The 16,126-nt window shown below is 59.4% G+C and carries 17 protein-coding genes and 2 pseudogenes; 13 read left to right on the top strand and 6 right to left on the bottom strand.

Annotated elements, in window-relative coordinates:
• Positions 1 to 309: 309 nt before the first annotated feature.
• The 6 genes from ATY75_RS03965 to ugpC all read left to right on the top strand — a co-directional run bounded on the left by ATY75_RS03965 (position 310) and on the right by ugpC (position 7,468).
• On the top strand, positions 310 to 1,269 hold the full coding sequence (locus tag ATY75_RS03965) for a LacI family DNA-binding transcriptional regulator (RefSeq protein WP_245317531.1): 960 nt from the start codon (positions 310 to 312) through the stop codon (positions 1,267 to 1,269).
• Positions 1,270 to 1,337: 68 nt separating this feature from the next.
• The gene (locus ATY75_RS03960) at positions 1,338 to 2,576 is read left to right on the top strand and encodes a sugar ABC transporter substrate-binding protein (RefSeq protein ID WP_088936543.1); all 1,239 of its coding nucleotides are present in this window, start codon (positions 1,338 to 1,340) and stop codon (positions 2,574 to 2,576) included.
• A 74-nt stretch (positions 2,577 to 2,650) separates the two neighbouring features.
• A complete protein-coding gene (locus ATY75_RS03955) occupies positions 2,651 to 3,568 on the top strand; it encodes a sugar ABC transporter permease (protein WP_088936542.1) in 918 nt (305 codons plus the stop codon).
• The gene (locus ATY75_RS03950; protein WP_088936541.1) at positions 3,565 to 4,428 is read left to right on the top strand and encodes a carbohydrate ABC transporter permease; all 864 of its coding nucleotides are present in this window, start codon (positions 3,565 to 3,567) and stop codon (positions 4,426 to 4,428) included. The genes ATY75_RS03955 and ATY75_RS03950 overlap by 4 nt, the downstream gene beginning before the upstream one ends.
• Before the next feature lie 20 nt (positions 4,429 to 4,448).
• Positions 4,449 to 6,371 (top strand): glycoside hydrolase family 127 protein, encoded by a 1,923-nt coding sequence (locus ATY75_RS03945; RefSeq protein ID WP_088936540.1) that lies wholly within the window; start codon positions 4,449 to 4,451, stop codon positions 6,369 to 6,371.
• 11 nt (positions 6,372 to 6,382) lie between these two features.
• A complete protein-coding gene (gene ugpC, locus ATY75_RS03940) occupies positions 6,383 to 7,468 on the top strand; it encodes a sn-glycerol-3-phosphate ABC transporter ATP-binding protein UgpC (RefSeq protein ID WP_064840930.1) in 1,086 nt (361 codons plus the stop codon).
• Between the two features lie 3 nt (positions 7,469 to 7,471).
• Here ugpC and dxr read toward each other — a convergent pair whose 3' ends face one another.
• On the bottom strand, positions 7,472 to 8,662 hold the full coding sequence (gene dxr, locus ATY75_RS03935) for a 1-deoxy-D-xylulose-5-phosphate reductoisomerase (protein ID WP_088936644.1): 1,191 nt from the start codon (positions 8,660 to 8,662) through the stop codon (positions 7,472 to 7,474).
• 356 nt (positions 8,663 to 9,018) lie between these two features.
• Here dxr and ATY75_RS03930 point away from each other — a divergent pair, with 356 nt between their 5' ends.
• Both ATY75_RS03930 and ATY75_RS03925 read left to right on the top strand, forming a co-directional pair.
• On the top strand, positions 9,019 to 9,669 hold the full coding sequence (locus ATY75_RS03930) for a hypothetical protein (RefSeq protein WP_088936539.1): 651 nt from the start codon (positions 9,019 to 9,021) through the stop codon (positions 9,667 to 9,669).
• A 205-nt stretch (positions 9,670 to 9,874) separates the two neighbouring features.
• Positions 9,875 to 10,165, top strand: a complete 291-nt coding sequence (locus tag ATY75_RS03925; protein ID WP_088936538.1) for a BON domain-containing protein — start codon at positions 9,875 to 9,877, stop codon at positions 10,163 to 10,165.
• 33 nt (positions 10,166 to 10,198) lie between these two features.
• On the opposite strand, the gene ATY75_RS34490 is transcribed toward ATY75_RS03925, so the two are convergent.
• Both ATY75_RS34490 and ATY75_RS03920 read right to left on the bottom strand, forming a co-directional pair.
• The gene (locus tag ATY75_RS34490) at positions 10,199 to 10,351 is read right to left on the bottom strand and encodes a hypothetical protein (protein ID WP_172599236.1); all 153 of its coding nucleotides are present in this window, start codon (positions 10,349 to 10,351) and stop codon (positions 10,199 to 10,201) included.
• Positions 10,352 to 10,456: 105 nt separating this feature from the next.
• A complete protein-coding gene (locus ATY75_RS03920; protein WP_088936537.1) occupies positions 10,457 to 10,720 on the bottom strand; it encodes a hypothetical protein in 264 nt (87 codons plus the stop codon).
• A 165-nt stretch (positions 10,721 to 10,885) separates the two neighbouring features.
• Between ATY75_RS03920 and ATY75_RS03915 the strand changes: the two genes are divergently transcribed.
• Positions 10,886 to 11,404, top strand: coding sequence for a DUF2937 family protein (locus ATY75_RS03915; RefSeq protein WP_088936536.1), 519 nt, complete (start codon positions 10,886 to 10,888; stop codon positions 11,402 to 11,404).
• Positions 11,405 to 11,482: 78 nt separating this feature from the next.
• On the opposite strand, the gene ATY75_RS03910 is transcribed toward ATY75_RS03915, so the two are convergent.
• Entirely contained in the window at positions 11,483 to 11,800 is a 318-nt protein-coding gene (locus tag ATY75_RS03910; protein WP_064840926.1) for a BrnA antitoxin family protein, read from the bottom strand.
• The gene (locus tag ATY75_RS03905; protein ID WP_088936535.1) at positions 11,797 to 12,045 is read right to left on the bottom strand and encodes a BrnT family toxin; all 249 of its coding nucleotides are present in this window, start codon (positions 12,043 to 12,045) and stop codon (positions 11,797 to 11,799) included. The genes ATY75_RS03910 and ATY75_RS03905 overlap by 4 nt, the downstream gene beginning before the upstream one ends.
• A 63-nt stretch (positions 12,046 to 12,108) precedes the next feature.
• Between ATY75_RS03905 and ATY75_RS03900 the strand changes: the two are divergent.
• A pseudogene (locus tag ATY75_RS03900) lies at positions 12,109 to 12,674 on the top strand (hypothetical protein); the annotation flags it as partial.
• Positions 12,631 to 13,101, top strand: a complete 471-nt coding sequence (locus ATY75_RS03895) for a hypothetical protein (protein ID WP_190241309.1) — start codon at positions 12,631 to 12,633, stop codon at positions 13,099 to 13,101. The pseudogene ATY75_RS03900 and the gene ATY75_RS03895, both read left to right, overlap by 44 nt.
• Before the next feature lie 26 nt (positions 13,102 to 13,127).
• Here ATY75_RS03895 and ATY75_RS34485 read toward each other — a convergent pair whose 3' ends face one another.
• The gene (locus ATY75_RS34485; protein WP_171899808.1) at positions 13,128 to 13,277 is read right to left on the bottom strand and encodes a hypothetical protein; all 150 of its coding nucleotides are present in this window, start codon (positions 13,275 to 13,277) and stop codon (positions 13,128 to 13,130) included.
• Positions 13,278 to 13,935: 658 nt separating this feature from the next.
• Here ATY75_RS34485 and ATY75_RS03885 point away from each other — a divergent pair.
• Together ATY75_RS03885 and ATY75_RS34480 are read left to right on the top strand one after the other, a co-directional pair.
• Positions 13,936 to 15,444 carry a tyrosine-type recombinase/integrase gene (locus ATY75_RS03885; protein ID WP_143535263.1) on the top strand — a complete coding sequence of 503 codons (1,509 nt, stop codon included), beginning with the start codon at positions 13,936 to 13,938 and terminating at the stop codon, positions 15,442 to 15,444.
• 556 nt (positions 15,445 to 16,000) lie between these two features.
• Positions 16,001 to 16,126 (top strand): annotated as a pseudogene (locus ATY75_RS34480) (IS5/IS1182 family transposase); the annotation flags it as partial.

Here is a 16,126-nt window from a genome sequence, read left to right as displayed (position 1 = left end):
TTTTCGATTGGCCACGCCTTAGTTCAGGGCCTCCATCGAGGTCCTGACGGTGATGAGCCGTGCCCTTATGGGGTCGTGCCAACCTCCTCCACATGAATCGGTTCTCCGCTCGGCGTCGGCCTCGATGCAGATGATGCGTCGCGGTCTCTCGGGCCGTGCGACGGACAAACGTGAGAAAACCTTTTCTCACTTGACATCGCAGTTGGTAAAAGCTTTTCTCACGTCACTTCAGAAGGACGTGATGCTCTGAACTTAACGGGAGGAAAAAGAGGCAGGATCACCATCCATGAGGTGGCGGCGGCTGCCGCGGTGAGCATCTCGACGGCGTCGAAGGCGCTCAACGACACCGGCCGGATGGGCGCGGAAACGCGCGAGCGGGTGAAGCGGATCGCCGGCGAAATCGGCTATCGGCCGAATGCGCTGGCGAGAGGTCTTCTCAGCAAGCGCAGCTTCACCGTCGGGCTGCTGACCAACGACACTTACGGGCGTTTCACCCTGCCTGTGATGGCGGGTATTTCGGACGCGCTGGTCGACCATGGGGTTTCGGTTTTCCTCTGCGCCATCGAAGACGATCCGGCCCTCGCCCAGATCCATGTCGATGCGATGCTCGACAAGCAGGTCGACGGCATCATCGCCACGGGAAAGCGGCTGGACCGCCGCCTGCCGGTCGATCTGTCGAACTTGCATGTGCCTGTCGTCTACGCCTTCACCGAGGGGACGCAGAACAGCGTGACCTTCCGCTCGGACGACGAACAGGGCGCGCGGCTGGCGGTGGAATGGCTGACCAAGGTCGGGCGGCGGCGGATCGCCCATATCACCGGGCCGGAGGATTTCTTTTCGGTGCGCGAACGCGCCGGCGCCTATCACGAGGTGGCCGGCCACCGCGAGCCGGTGCTCTACGGCGTCTGGTCGGAAAGCTGGGGTCATGAGGCGGTGGAGCAGCTCTGGAAGAGGCCGGGAGAAAAGCCAGACGCGCTGTTCTGCGGCAATGACCAGATTGCCCGTGGTGCCGCCGATGCGTTGCGCGAGCGCGGCGTCAAGGTGCCGCAGGATGTCTCGGTGATCGGCTTCGACAATTGGGAGATTGTCGCGGCCCAGACCCGGCCGCCGCTGACGACGGTGGATATGGAGTTGAAGGAGCTCGGGCGGCAGGCCGGATTGACGGTGCTGGCGCTTGCGGAAGGACGGCCTGTCGAGCCGGGAGTGAGGAAATTGCCGTGCCGGCTTGTCGTCCGGCAGTCATGCGGGGGTAAGACCCCCAATGAGTGAGACTAAGGGAATAAGACCAAGGGAATGAGCAAAGGCGCAGGGAGATGCGCCATATCGGGAGGAGTGTCATGATCAAGCGTCTATTGGCGGCGACCAGCATCGCCAGTTTATGCCTGTTTTCGGCTGCGTCGGCGGCTGAAAATGTCGAAATGTGGGTTCGTTCGGGCATCGGCGACGCCTTCAAGAAGGTCGTCGAAGCCTATAATGCCGGCCATGAGACCAAGGTCGTGATGACCGAGGTGCCGTTCTCCGAGCTGGTGCAGAAATATGCAACGGCAATCGCCGGCGGACAGGCGCCCGACGCGCTGTCGATGGACCTGATCTATAACCCCGCCTTTGCCGCGGCCGGCCAGCTTGAGGATCTGACGGACTGGGCGAAATCGCTGCCCTATTTCAACTCGCTGTCGCCGTCGCATGTCCGCCTCGGCACCTATCAGGACAAGATTTACGGCCTGCCGCTGTCGGTGGAGACGTCGGTCTTTGCCTGGAACAAGGACCTCTACAAGAAGGCCGGCCTCGACCCGGAAAAGGCGCCGGCGAATTGGGACGAAATCACCGCCAATGCCGAGAAGATCCGGGCGCTGGGTGACGATACCTACGGCTTTTATTTCTCCGGCGGCGGCTGCGGCGGCTGCATGATCTTCACCTTCACGCCGCTCACCTGGGGTGCCGGCGCCGATATCCTGTCGGCCGACAGCAAGACGGCGACGCTCGATACGCCGCAGATGCGCAAGGCCGTCGATATCTACCGCAACATGGTCAAGAAGGACCTGGTGCCGGCGGGTGCGGCCAGCGATACCGGCGCCAACTTCCTGACCTTCACCAATGGCAAGATCGGCCAGCAAAGCCTCGGCGCCTTTGCCATCGGCACGCTGGTCACCGAGCATCCGGATATCAATTTCGGCGTGACCCTCATTCCGGGCGTCGACGGCAAGCCGTCGTCCTTTGCCGGCGGCGATAATTTCGTCATCACCAAGGGTACGAAGAAGATCGACGCGGTGAAGGGCTTCCTCGAATATGTCTATTCGGAAGACGGCCAGAAGATCATGGCGAAGTACGGCAGCCTGCCGACGCGCGGCGATATTGCCGACAAGGTGCTGGAAGGTCTCGACCCGCGCATGCAGGTCGGCCTCAAGGCGATCAGTGTCGCCAAGACGCCCTATACGCTGCAGTTCAACGACCTGATCAACAGCGCCAACGGCCCTTGGGCAAGCTTCACCAACGCCGCGATCTTCGGCGACGATGTCGACGGCGCGTTTTCGAGCGCCCAGTCGGAAATGCAATCGATCATCGATAGCGGCCAGTAACTCTCCCCCGGCCGCGGCCGGGGAGCGGTGGCAGCTTCCCGGCCAATCCCAACCGACAGATGCGGAGCGTTTCGATGACCGATTCCGGTTCAGAGATCCTATTGCCTCGGCGCAGGCGACGGCGCCAATCGAATTGGCGCGGCCTTGCCTATATCGCGCCGGCCATGGCGCTGGTCATCGTCTTCTTCATCATGCCGGTGCTGTTCACCGGGTGGATGAGCCTGCACAACTGGCCGCTGATGGGGGCATCGCGCTGGATCGGCTTCAACAATTATTACCGCATGATCAACGACACGCGCTTCGTGACGGCGCTGAATTTCACCGCCTATTATACGGTGATCGTCACCATCGCGATCTTCGCCGTCGCCTTTCCGCTCGCCATCTTCGTCGAGAAGGAACGGCAGTTCGTCAGCGCCTATCGCACCGTCATCTTTTTGCCCGTCGTCGTCGGCCTGGCCACCGCCTCGCTACTCTGGGTCTGGCTTGCCAATGTCGATAGCGGCTTCATCGGCCCGGCCCTGAAAGCCCTCGGCCTTGTCGAAAAGAGCCCCAATCTGCTGGCGACCTTCGATATCGCCTTCCTGACCGTGGTGGTGATGGTCGTCTGGAAGATCGCCGGCTTCACCATGATCATTCTTCTGACGGGGCTGCAGGCCATTCCGTCCGAGCTGACGGAGGCCGCCCGCATCGACGGCGCCGGCCGCTGGCAGCGTTTCCGGCATCTGACGCTGCCGCTGATGCGCAAGACGATCGCGCTGGCGCTGATCGTCTCGGTCACGGGCTCGATCCTTGCCTTCGACCAGTTCTACATCATGACCTCGGGCGGGCCACAGAACAAGATGATCTCGGTGGTCTACTACATCTTCAACCAGTCCTTCGTGTCGTTCAATCTCGGTTATGGCGCGGCACTGTCGATCGTGCTTCTCGCCATCCTGGTGGCGATCAGCATCGTCCAGCTCTGGCTGCTGCGGGTCGGGGAGGAGCGTCCATGATCACCTCAAGAAAACGCCGTGCCCGCAAGGCCTTCCGCGTGAAATCGGCCTATCATCTCACCGGCATCGCCATCTCGATCTTCTTCCTGGCGCCGTTTGCGATCACGCTGCTCGCCTCCTTCCGGCAGGGGACGGAAGCCAGTCTGCCGCCGCTGCCGCCATGGCCGAGCTCGGGCGTCAGCTTCGATGCCTATGCGCTGCTCGATACGTTCGGCGCCGGCATCTGGCGGCACATGATCAATTCGCTGTTGGTCTCGGTCGCCACCGTGGTGTTGACCGTCACCGTCAGCCTGCTCGCCGGTTACGGCTTCTCGCGCTACCGCTTTCCGATGAAGAACGCGCTCTTCGTGCTGATCATCGCCACGCTGATGATCCCGTTCCAGTCGATCCTGACGCCGCTCTTCATCATCCTGGCCAAGCTCGGCCTCAACAATTCGCTCATCGGGCTGACGCTGGTCTATGTGACGCTGCAGTTGCCCTTCTCCGTCTTCATGATGCGCAACGCCTTCGATGCGGTGCCGAAGGAAATCGAAGAGGCCGCTCGCATCGACGGCGCCCGCGATCTCAGGCTTCTCGCCCGCGTTCTGCTGCCGCTGGTGCTTCCCGGTGTGGCGACGGTGGCGATCTTTGCCTTCCTCAATGCCTGGAACGAGTTTCTCGCCGCGCTGGTGCTGCTCTCCAGCAATGAGAAATACACCCTGCCGGTGCTGATGACGGCGGTTCGCGCCGGACGGCTCGGCGCCATCAACTGGGGAGCGGTCCAGGCCGGCGTCGTCGTCATGACGATCCCTTGCCTGATCGTCTTCCTGCTCCTGCAACGCTACTACATGCGCGGGCTGATGGCCGGCGCGGTGAAATAACCCTAGGGAAAGTCGAACCCATGACCAAATCAAGCAACGACCGCCCGTTTCGTCCCGTCGCCGTTCCCGATGTCGAGCTCGGCGGTTTCTGGGGCAAATGGCAGGACGCCGTCTGCAATTCCACCGCCGAGACCCTGCTCGACCGCTGCGTCGAGGCCGGCATGCTGAAGGCGATCGATGTCAACCAGCCGAGCCCCGGCGTCGTCATTCCCATTCAGCCCTGGGGCGGGACGACGCAGATGTTCTGGGATTCCGATCTCGGCAAATCGATCGAGACCATCGCCTATTCGCTCTATCGCCGGCCGAACCCGAAGCTGGAGGCGCGCGCCGATGAGATCATCGACATGTATGAGAGGCTGCAGGATAAGGACGGTTATCTCAACGCCTGGTTCCAGCGCGTCGAGCCCGCCCGCCGCTGGACCAATCTGCGCGACCATCACGAGCTTTATTGCGCCGGCCACCTGATGGAAGCCGCGGTCGCCTATTACCAGGCGACCGGCAAACGCAAGCTGCTCGATATCATGTGCCGCTTTGCCGATTACATGATCACGATATTCGGCCATGGCGAAGGTCAGTTCCCCGGCTATTGCGGTCACGAGGAAGTCGAGCTGGCGCTGGTCAAGCTTTCCCGCGTCACCGGCGAAAAGAAATATCTCGACCTGTCGAAATTCTTCATCGACGAGCGCGGCACCGAGCCGCATTTCTTCACGGCGGAAGCCGCTCGCGACGGCCGGAGCGCTGCTGACTTCCATCAGAAGACCTATGAGTATGGCCAGGCGCACCAGCCGGTGCGCGAGCAGACCAAGGTCGTCGGCCATGCGGTGCGCGCCATGTACCTCTATTCGGGGATGGCCGATATCGCCACCGAATATAAGGACGACAGCCTGACGGCGGCGCTGGAAACGCTCTGGGACGACCTGACCACCAAGCAGATGTACATCACCGGCGGCATCGGCCCGGCCGCCTCCAACGAAGGCTTCACCGACTATTACGACCTGCCGAATGACACCGCTTACGCCGAGACCTGCGCCTCCGTCGGCCTGGTCTTCTGGGCAAGCCGCATGCTCGGGCGCGGACCGGACCGGCGTTATGCCGACATCATGGAGCAGGCGCTCTATAACGGCGCGCTTCCCGGTCTTTCCACCGACGGCAAGACCTTCTTCTACGACAATCCGCTCGAAAGTGCGGGCAAGCACCACCGCTGGAAATGGCACCATTGCCCCTGCTGCCCGCCGAATATCGCCCGGCTGGTGACCTCGATCGGCTCCTATATGTATGCCGTTGCCGACGACGAGATCGCCGTGCATCTCTACGGCGAAAGCACCGCCCGGCTGAAGCTTGCCAATGGCGCCGAAGGGGAGCTGGAGCAGGCCACCAACTATCCCTGGGATGGGGCGGTTGCCTTTACCACCAGGCTGAAGACGCCGGCGAGATTCGCGCTGTCGCTGCGCATTCCCGATTGGGCTGAAGGGGCCAGCCTCAGCGTCAATGGGGAAATGCTCGATCTCGCCGCCACTATCCGGGACGGATATGCCAGGATCGATCGCCAATGGGCCGATGGCGATCGTGTCGCCCTCCACCTGCCGCTGGCATTGCGCCCGCAATATGCCAATCCGAAGGTGCGCCAGGATGCCGGCCGCGTCGCCCTGATGCGCGGGCCCCTGGTCTATTGCGTCGAAACGACGGATAATGGCGAGGATCTCAACGCCATCGTCCTGCCTCGTGAGCTTCCGGCCGCCGAGACCATCGTGCTGAAGGATCTCAACGATGCGGTCGCCCTCGATCTCAAGGTCGAGCGCGAGGAGACGTCGAACTGGGGAACACCGCTCTACCGCAATGCGCCGGCCGAAAGGCAGGTCGCCACCGCGCGTTTCGTGCCCTATCATCTTTGGGACAACCGCGCGCCCGGAGAGATGCTCGTCTGGGTCCAGGCGGACAAGTAGGTCGTTTGGGGATGACGAACGGTATGGCTAACAAGAGCGTCGTGCTCCAGGACGTGCGAAAAAGCTATGGCAATCTGCAGGTGGTCCACGGGATCGACCTGACGATCGAAGAGGGCGAATTCGTCGTCTTCGTCGGCCCATCCGGCTGCGGAAAATCGACGCTGCTTCGGATGATCGCCGGTCTCGAGGACGTGACCGACGGCGAGGTCGAGATCAAGGGACGCATGGTCACCGATCTCGATCCGTCCGAGCGCGGCATCGCCATGGTCTTCCAGTCCTATGCGCTCTATCCGCATATGAGCGTGCGCGACAATCTGGCCTTCGGGCTGAAGATGGCGCGCACCCAGCCGGCCGAGATCGAGACCCGGGTGAAAGCGGCCTCCGCCATACTGAAGATCGATCATCTTCTCGACCGGCGGCCAGGACAGCTTTCCGGTGGCCAGCGCCAGCGTGTGGCGATCGGCCGGGCGATCGTGCGCAAGCCTGATGTCTTCCTGTTCGACGAGCCGCTGTCCAATCTCGATGCGGAACTCAGAGTGTCGATGCGCATCGAGATCGCCCGCCTGCACCGCGAGCTCGGCAACACGATGATCTACGTCACCCATGACCAGACCGAGGCGATGACGCTCGCCGACAAGATCGTCGTGCTGCGCGACGGCCGTGTCGAGCAGGCCGGAACGCCAAGGCAGATCTACGAAGATCCCGCCAATACCTTCGTGGCGGGCTTCATCGGCTCGCCGAGGATGAACCTCTTGAATGCCCGCTGGGGCGAGGGCGGAGTGGTCGAGGTCGCCGGCTCCCGCATCGAAACCGCCTTAATCAGCACGGGCCGGCCGGCCGGAGGCGCGGTGACGCTCGGTCTGCGGCCGGAGCATCTGAAGGTGGCGCCGGATCGATCGGGCAAGCTGACGGCCACGGTCGATTTTTCGGAATATCTCGGGGGAACGCAATATCTCTATTGCCAGCTTGCCGATGGCCAGTCGCTGACCGTCGAGCACCGCTCACCGATCAGCATCGCGGCAGGCAAGCAGGTCGGCCTGCTGTTCGAACCGTCGGATTGCCGGTTGTTCGATGAGGCTGGCAACCGGCTGCGGTAAGCTTCAGCCGGCGATCTCCAGTTTCATCAGCTCCGCAGCCCTCTGCCGGGCCTGCCTGTCGGCGGCGAAGACGTCGTCCATTCCGGCGGCCGGCGGCAGGCCGGCCAGATCGTCCATGACCCTCTCGGTGATCTCGGCCATGGCGAGGAAGGGCAGCCGCCCTTCGATGAAGGCTTCGAGCGCCACTTCCTTGGCGCCGTTCAACACGGCGCCCTGAACGCCACCGCGCGTCATCGCCAGGCGCGCCAGCCGCAAGGCCGGAAAGCGCAGCTCATCCGGCGCCTCGAAATCCAGCCGGGCAAGCCTGGCGAAATCCAGCCGCTCGATCGGCAGGTTCGGCCGGCGCGGAAAGGACAGGGCGTAACCGATGGCGGTGCGCATGTCGGGGGCGCCGAGCTGGGCCAGCACCGATCCATCGCTATAGCCGACCATCGAATGGATGATCGATTGCGGATGGATGATGACCTCGATCTGCTCGGGCGTGAGGCTGAAAAGATGCCGGGCTTCGATCATCTCCAGCGCCTTGTTGAACATCGAGGCGCTGTCGATCGAGATCTTCAATCCCATCGACCAGTTCGGGTGGGCGCGCGCGGTTTCCGCCGTCACACCGGCCATTTCCTTCAGCGAGGCAGTGCGGAAGGGGCCGCCCGAGGCCGTCAGCACGACGCGCTCGATGGCATGGCGCTGATTTTCCTCCAGCACCTGGAAAATCGCATTGTGCTCGCTGTCGACGGGAAGCAGCCTGCCGCCGCCCTTGCGGATCGCGCTGATGAATAGATCGCCGGCCGAAACCAGGCATTCCTTGTTGGCAAGGGCGATATCGGCGCCGCGCCTTGCTGCTGCCAGCGTCGGCGCCAGGCCCGCGGTGCCGACGATTGCCGCCATCACCCAGTCAGCCTCGCGGTCGGCCGCTTCCATCAGGCCGGATTTTCCGGATGCGACTTCGATGCCGCTGCCGGAAAGCGCGCTTTTCAGCGCTTCGTAATGCCGGTCGCTTGCCGTCACCGCCATCCCAGCGCCCGAAGCTTTCGCCTGCCGGGCCAGCAATTCGACATTGCCGTTGCCTGTTAGTACGGAGATTTCGAAGTTCTCCCGCCCGCCCAGGTGATCGACGACATTGAGGGTGTTCTGGCCGATCGAGCCGGTCGAGCCGAAGATGCTGAGGCGCCGCGGCGCGGTTTTGCCGGTCATTATCTGCAATTTCGCGAAGGTTTTTCTCGTAGGCTCAGGCTCTACTAGGCTTTGGCGGGGGCGGCAAGTGTGCGGTGCAGCAGATTTCGGGCGTCGAGGGGTTTACAGAGCGGCGGCTGGATGTGATCCTTGCGTCGTTGCCGGCGGATTTGAAATTCGTCGCACCGTTCACGGTCGCATGGCAATTCGGGGCGCCACGGCGTCTTTCGGAAACAGGCACTGGGTGCCGACGGCCTTCCGGCCAAACATTAAAACCGAGGATGAACCGGAACGGGCGGCTTGGCCGCAATCCCTCATCGCGTCGCTGCGGGCCATTGATAGGCGTTGCAGCCCCTGTGTCCGTGGAAATGTTGGATTTCATGACGATATTCAAAACAGCCAGCCTTCTCTTCGCCACCCTGCTCTCGTTCGCCTCGGCGGCGAGGGCCGATGACCTGCTGATCTGGGCGCCGGGAAAACTCTCGGACCGGTCCTACAAGGCGACGATGGGTTTCCGCCTGCCGGCGGAATGGGAAACCAGCGCCGGCGCCGATATCGCGCTGGCCTCGACCAAGGGCGGAGCGCCGCTGCCCGATTCCGAACAGGCAATGCTCTGGGGCAGGATCGTCCGAACAAGCGTCACGCCATCAGGCCAATCGCAGCGGGGCGCAAGGATCAGCGTCGATACGCTGCGCGGCAGCGGCGCGTTGACGCTCAGCCGTTCACGCAGCTGGATCCTGTCGGATTCGCTCGACATGCAGTCGAGCCGGTCCATCAGCGTCCAATATGACGCGGTCGATATCAAGCAGGCCTCGGTAACGGCGTCGCAAGCGCTGAAGCTGATCCATCCCTGGACGGGCACCTCGCTTTCAGCAGGCGCCGGCATCAGCAATGCCAGCGGCGATTTTTCGAGTTCGGTTGCCGTCAACCAGGCGATCCTGCCCAATCTCAATCTCGATGCCGCGGTGAGCAATCCGTTTTCGGCGGGGGAGGCCGGCAGCGTCAATCTGCGTTATCGCCTCAACTGGTAAAGCATGTCGCGCAAAAGTGTGCCGCGGTTTTCCCAGGCAAAGCGCGAAGCGCTTTTGCGGCAACGATATGCGAGAAAATAAAAAGCTAAAGCACAAGGCGCGAATCTGAAAGATCGCGACGCGCTTTAGCCGCCCTGAAACCAAATCCGGCCGACGGGCGTTTCCTCCGCAGGTTTGACGCCCGGATATTGAGGAGAAACGGATCATGGTTTTCAAGGAACAGACATTCCACGGGCTCGAGCCCGAGATGGAAGCGGAAATCTCCAATCGCGCATCCGTCGAAGCGGCCGTCGCCAACGCGCTGGCAATTGCCGGCGGCATCGATGCGGCGGATGTCGAAGTGACGATGGAAAACGATCAGATCGTGCTGACCGGTACGGTCGGCACCGTCGGCGAGATCGAACGGGCGACCGCTGTTGCCAGGGCTGTCGAAGGCGTGCACGCGGTGCAGAACCGGATCCTGCTCGGCGGGCCTCCGATCAATGAGCGGCATTGAAGCGCCGCCATCTCCTAATCAGCGCTCAGCCGATTAACCGGCGAAGCGCTCGACCAGGAAGGACGAACCGGCCAGCCGATCGGTCTTCTGCAGGGCACCCGTCCCCTGCGGCTGATAGGCGATGGCAAGCAGCACGGCGCTGACGGCGACATAGGCGATTGCCAGAAGAGTCATCTTGATACGCATGACGCTTACTCCTTTCGCGAATAACGCGGCCGTTATAGCGAAGTTCCGCGCGACGAAATCAGATGAAAAGCCCGGCCGATCAGCCGGGCTTCGTGTGTGGATCGCCTATCGGCAGACCCTGGTTTCCTTGATGACCGTATGGCCGTGGCGGCGGATTTTTTCCGTCTTGGTAAAGCAGTCGCGGGACACGAAACGCCGACGCATGTCGTGACGGTAGTAGGGGCTGTGATGGCGGTAATAGGGACGTTCCGAATCACGGTAATAGGGGCGCTCATCACCTGTGGTGATCGTCACACTGGCCGCCTTAGATGGCATTGCGGAAAAGATGGATGCGGCAGCGAGTGTGCAGGCAAGGATAATCTGTTTCATGACAAGCCTCTCTTTCTCAGTTGCTCACGGGAGCAACTTGTTGGTCAGGGGAGCAACTCGCCGGAAGCGCTGTCGGTTCAATCACATAGCGTTACCGATTGTGTCGAACAGAAACCTTTGCGGCCGCGGATCGTTACCGCTGATGACCAGCCGGAGGCATCGAGAATGGGACCGATTGCAAGGATCATCGCCATCGTCGCCGGACTTGCCGGCGGCACGGTGTTTTCACAGGCGCCGGAATTTGCCCAGCAATACCGCCAGCGGATCGGCGGCGCGATCGACGAACTCAGCGTCATCGTCGAAGATTTTAACAGACAGGCCGCCGAGCACCACCTCGATCGCCAGCAGGCGCTGAACACCTATGCGCAATCCTCCGACGATTTCCTGCGCGACCGCGGCGTCTCTATGCAAAGCACGATCTCGCGCTACGAAACGCTGCTGTCGCAGCAGCTGAAACTTGGCACCGCCGCCCCGGTCGCCAAACCCTTCGTGCTGCTCCGCGAGCCGGACGATGTCGTATTCGCCAACACCTGGCGGGACTTTGTGCCGGGTGTGCCGGTCAGCTTCGCAGGTCTTGTCTGGGGTGCGATTGGTTTTGTCGGTGGGTGGGTTGCGGCGGCGCTGTTGGGATTGGGGGCGCGACGCGCGGTGAGGACACGGCGAGCCGACGGCTCCGCAATGTGATGATGAGACTAGCCAAGCTTTGGAAGACGATTTAGCTGCCGACGGCCGCCAGTTTTTGGAGAGGATCTGCGAAGGGCGCTATAAGCCAGCCGCCTTTCGCAATGCATCGTTCATCCTTGACTGCCAACCTTTGCCAGTGGCCTTGTAAAACTGGATGATATCGGCATCGAGACGAATGTTCAGGGGTTGCTTCGGGTTGTCCAGCTTGGGTCGACCGCGGGCTGCAATGGCCCTTTCCATCTTTTCGGCAACCTCAGGAAATGCCTCCTTGAAGGGCTTGGCGTTTGCCATCTCTGTCTTGGACAGAGGGGGATTGTCGGAGACGGCATCCCAATCCTCCTTGGAGTAGCCGCGGCCAGGCTGGAACTGCGTCGTTTTCCGGGCTTTGATAATCATCGGATCATGCTCCTTTCGTCCTTGCGGGCGGGGCGCATTGAAATGATCGAAAGCGCCTCAGAGCCCAGATTTACGAAGATTGCGACGATCGTTCCGTCAGCGAGGCGGCCTATGGCCTTGGGTCGCCCATCTTTGGCGGGAACGACAACGGAAGACAGGAAGAACTCGAAAGTCAGATCGGCGAAATCGAGGCCATGTTTCTCGATATTGGCAATCCGCTTCGGTTCGTCCCATACGATCTCCATTAAGTGTATCTACAATAATTCAATGCCACGGACAACAATTAATGTGGATACAGCGAGACGCGTCTGCAGATCGTATGCGAACATGACCTTGAAGGCATCATCGCGAAAGACCGCAACAGCCCGTATCTCAGCGGGCCGCCTCGGCGACTGGGTGACGATCAAATGCGTCCAGAGCGATAGCTTTTTGATCGTTGGGTATTAGAAGGCGGACAGCATCATTCGGCGGCATTGGGCGGCTGCTACTCGCCGCGGGCAAGGGAAACGAGCTCATCTATGTCGGAGGAGTGGGGACCGGCATCAATGAGCGTTCCACAGGTAAGCTCCGGCAGCAGTTGGACAAGCTGATCATTGGCAAACTCGCTGTCGGTACCGGATGGAATCGAAACGCAGTCTTTATCGATCCGAAGCTTGTTGCGGAGATTGAATATCGGGCGTGGACGCATGACGGCAAGCTGCGGCATGCCTCATACAAGGGGCTGCGGGAGGTGCAGGATAACGCTGCGGTTTGTCAGCTGGAATGCGAAGCCGCGTTCAGCCACACACAATCGAGGCGGCATAGGCATCGCTGTGAGAAAGGAAACAACCATGCAACGAGCGATTCCGAACACAGTTATGCACCTCTGCTTTGAGGCCATTTTGCTCCTGGCAGTTATTGGCCTCAAGCCAGCAGCCGCTACCCCTAAATGTCCTCCCCAAAGTGAACTGCTGGCCAAGGCGGAGGTCGTGGTTCAGGCTCGTGTGAAGTCGCTGTCGATGGGAGAATCAGGTTTGCTAGCGGCGGATCCCAACGTTCCGACCCGGATGATACGGATCGATTTGGAAATCACGCGGGTTATCAAAGGCAAATACCCACGCAAGGAAGCGACCGTGTACGGGGCAGCCTTTCCCCCAGGCCCTTTCATGGAACTGGCCAAAATGGCGTTGATTACCGGCCTCGGTGGTGACGACACGTTCGAATGGGAACTTTCACGGAACGAACTAGGTTCTGGATTGGAGTTCTATTCGATGAACAACTGCAGCTATTACAAGTTCCGGGATGATTTATTTCCCCGCTAATCGTCGGCTTCACACCATATCAAAATTCATGCCGACCCGCCCACGTTGCCGTCTTCATCAAGACTGTGCACCGGGAAATAGGTGTTCTTCTGTATAGGTGTCGACCAAACCAGCTCGTGCAGCTCTTGTCGCGTCAAAATGCGCTTCAGTTCCTCCGGAGTCGGCTCATCCATCATCTTGCTCGCTCGTTATGACCATTCTCCCGGCATTTGCCACGATACCCAGAAGATCAGCTTGGATACTTGGCTTGTTTGGGTCGATGCTTACTCCGTTCCATTCGGGATTGAATGTCTTGCGACTGTATTCGGCCTATTGTCTTGGCCGCGCATCTCCATGGCACTCTGCAAGCTTTGCGCTGGCCTTAAGCAATTGAAAAAATGGTGATCCCGACGCGATTCGAACGCGTGACCCCCAGATTAGGAATCTGGTGCTCTTTTGAGACCGATCCTTTGCTTACCAGTATTTACCACTTCCCAGGGTCATTGAAGAAAGCGGCGGGGTCAAGGGGCGACCGGAGCCACGCGCAAGCTTTAGCTGAGCATGGCGAGGATCGGGCGTAGCGAACCCTTGATGCCGCTGGTTTCTGACCCATAGTTTTGATGGTGGTGAAAACCGGCTCGCCGCAATCGCGGCGAACGGAAGTTCCACCGCCTGCCCATCGGCGAGATGGGGGGTCCAGGGTGGAAAGCCCTGGTCCGGCTGAAGGCCCCTGCGCAGCAGCAGAAAAATGACGGCCGAGGGCCGACAATTTTTGGTCCCGGCCCCGCTACGGCAATTGTGGTTTTTCCGCGAGAGATGGTAGGACACTGCTAACTTCAGGCTGGGTATTGATGCGTGTTTCATTTTTCGAAAATTGAGCGGAGCCTTCACCATTTTATTGTGAAGCAGGCGAGATTCCCGGGCGAAAGACGCCGATATCCTGTTCTTCGTGTATTCGGCTCGGACGGCGTCCCGCAAGTCGTCGTGCCCCTGATAGAGTTGTTTGATAATTATCGTGATACCAAGAGCGACCAATGGATGCTTTTAATCTCGCGTGGGCTGGGTCTTCTTGTAGACTTTACCATCCAAATGGGCCCTTGGGTCGGCGACATGCAAGCCCAGTGGGGCGACGACTATCTTGAGAAGGTGTGGGAGAAGTTCACCACCGCGCTAGTCGAAGGAACGGTGTCGACGGGCGGGGACAATACAGGCCTTTATTGGTTGCCCCGTAGCGTCAAGAGCGCTCGGGACCTACTGCGAGCAATTGAGCACTATATAGATTGGCTGGACGAAAAGGGTCACGCCTCGGCCTGGAAAAGCGACTTCGTGTTCGTCAATGGTCCAGCAAACGCCGTCAGCGGCTTTAGGATGGCGTACGCCCGGAAGGTCATACATGATAAGTCGCTGCTCTTTCATCTCAAGGGTAAGCCGACCGGGAGACGTAGTCGTGCCGCTGACCGCCTTCGGTCGCTGAGACGCGAAAAGGGACACCTCAAACGATTTCCGGAAAACTACGTCGTCTCTATGCTGTTCGATGGTTTCGCGCTGCCGAACGGTGAGTTCGATGAAACCGCAGAGATCATAGCACATATCCTCTTTTTGGGAGGATTACGCATGAGTGAGCCTCTTCACCTTTGGGTCCAAGACGTTCAGTTTGCTTCAGGTGTTCCCATAATAGCATTACACCATCCGCAGGAAAGTCTTGTGCAGGGGTTTGACGGCGTTACACGGAGTCGCGCGGAAACTTTGAAACGCTTTTTCCACATGGAATCGCGGAATGCGGTGTCTGGGAAATATTGGTCCGGTTGGAAAGGCATCCTTGGTGATTTAAACGATGCAATCGTTCATTGGCTTCCAATTGAGGGTGTCGAGGATCACATCTCATCGATATTGCGGCATTATCTGTTGGTCACGAGACCACGCATAATGGCACTGCGCCATGCGGCAGGTCTTCCCGACCATCCTTACCTTTTCGTGAGCACCGCAATAGACGGTGAAGAAATTGGGGCTCCTTATACAAGGTCCTCTTTCAGGGCCGCTTGGAAACGAGCCGTTAATCGGCTGAAGCGGAAGCATCGAGATGATGCACTTAAGCACCGTAAAGACCATGGCACGACGCCTCACGGTGCACGTCATTTTTATGGCCACTATCTCAGTCAGTCGCCCATTCAGCGTGAACTAATCCAACAGTGTATGCACCATCTCGATCCCTTCAGTCAGCTTGTCTACACGGAGCCTACTCCAGAAGAAGTCGATAGCGTTCTAAAGACGGGCGCACCGCTAAAAAGTAAATTCGACGGTTCGGTTTTTGCTGCTTTGCGAAATCAGCAAAGCCGTACCCACTGGGAAAAAAGGTTCAGATAAGGGTGGGCTCAACTTTTCCATTTGAGGCGGGAACGGTGAGATTGATGCTGCAAGCGATATACCTTAGCGCGGTATCTTAGCGCATTGCCACCTCGAAGGGCCGTTGCATGCTTGAGCGACGGTCACCGCACGAACTTGCAATTGCCGCCTCGGCAGAGCCCAGCGAAAACCAATATTTTTCATGGATGATGAAAAATTAATTCATTGTAAAATTTTGTATAAGTTCGATAAGTTGTTATATAAAAAATTCCGCGCGGATCGATCTTCTTTTATTTCAATTTTTTATATTATATTTTACGGAGCGCTGTGGAGCGAAGGTATTTAAGCTACTTCATGATGTGTTTAAAAATGGTTGTTATGTCGAAAATCTATATTCTATTATTTTTCTGACATTTCCTTTCTGCCTCATTTTTCAGGTATGTTTCCTTTTGCCTCGCTCAAGTTGATCTTTGTTGCGAGCAGTTTTGATTGTGAAAGCCAATTGCGTCGCTGAGAGCCTTAAGCTGGTCGCCGAAGAACAATCTTCCTCGCTTTCCCCATCAACCTTACTAAAGCCGTAAGCGTCCGGCGAACGCATTTTCGGGTGTCGAGAGATGGAATCTATAGGCCGCGTTTCATCTCATCGGCCATGATGCGGTCGATTATTTCAGGATCGCACTGTGTGTCGATGAGGAACTCGCGG

It is taken from the genome of Rhizobium sp. N122, assembly GCF_002211295.1.
In the GTDB taxonomy this organism is placed as follows: Bacteria; Pseudomonadota; Alphaproteobacteria; order Rhizobiales; family Rhizobiaceae; genus Rhizobium.
This window is presented reverse-complemented; position numbering and strand designations above follow the sequence as displayed.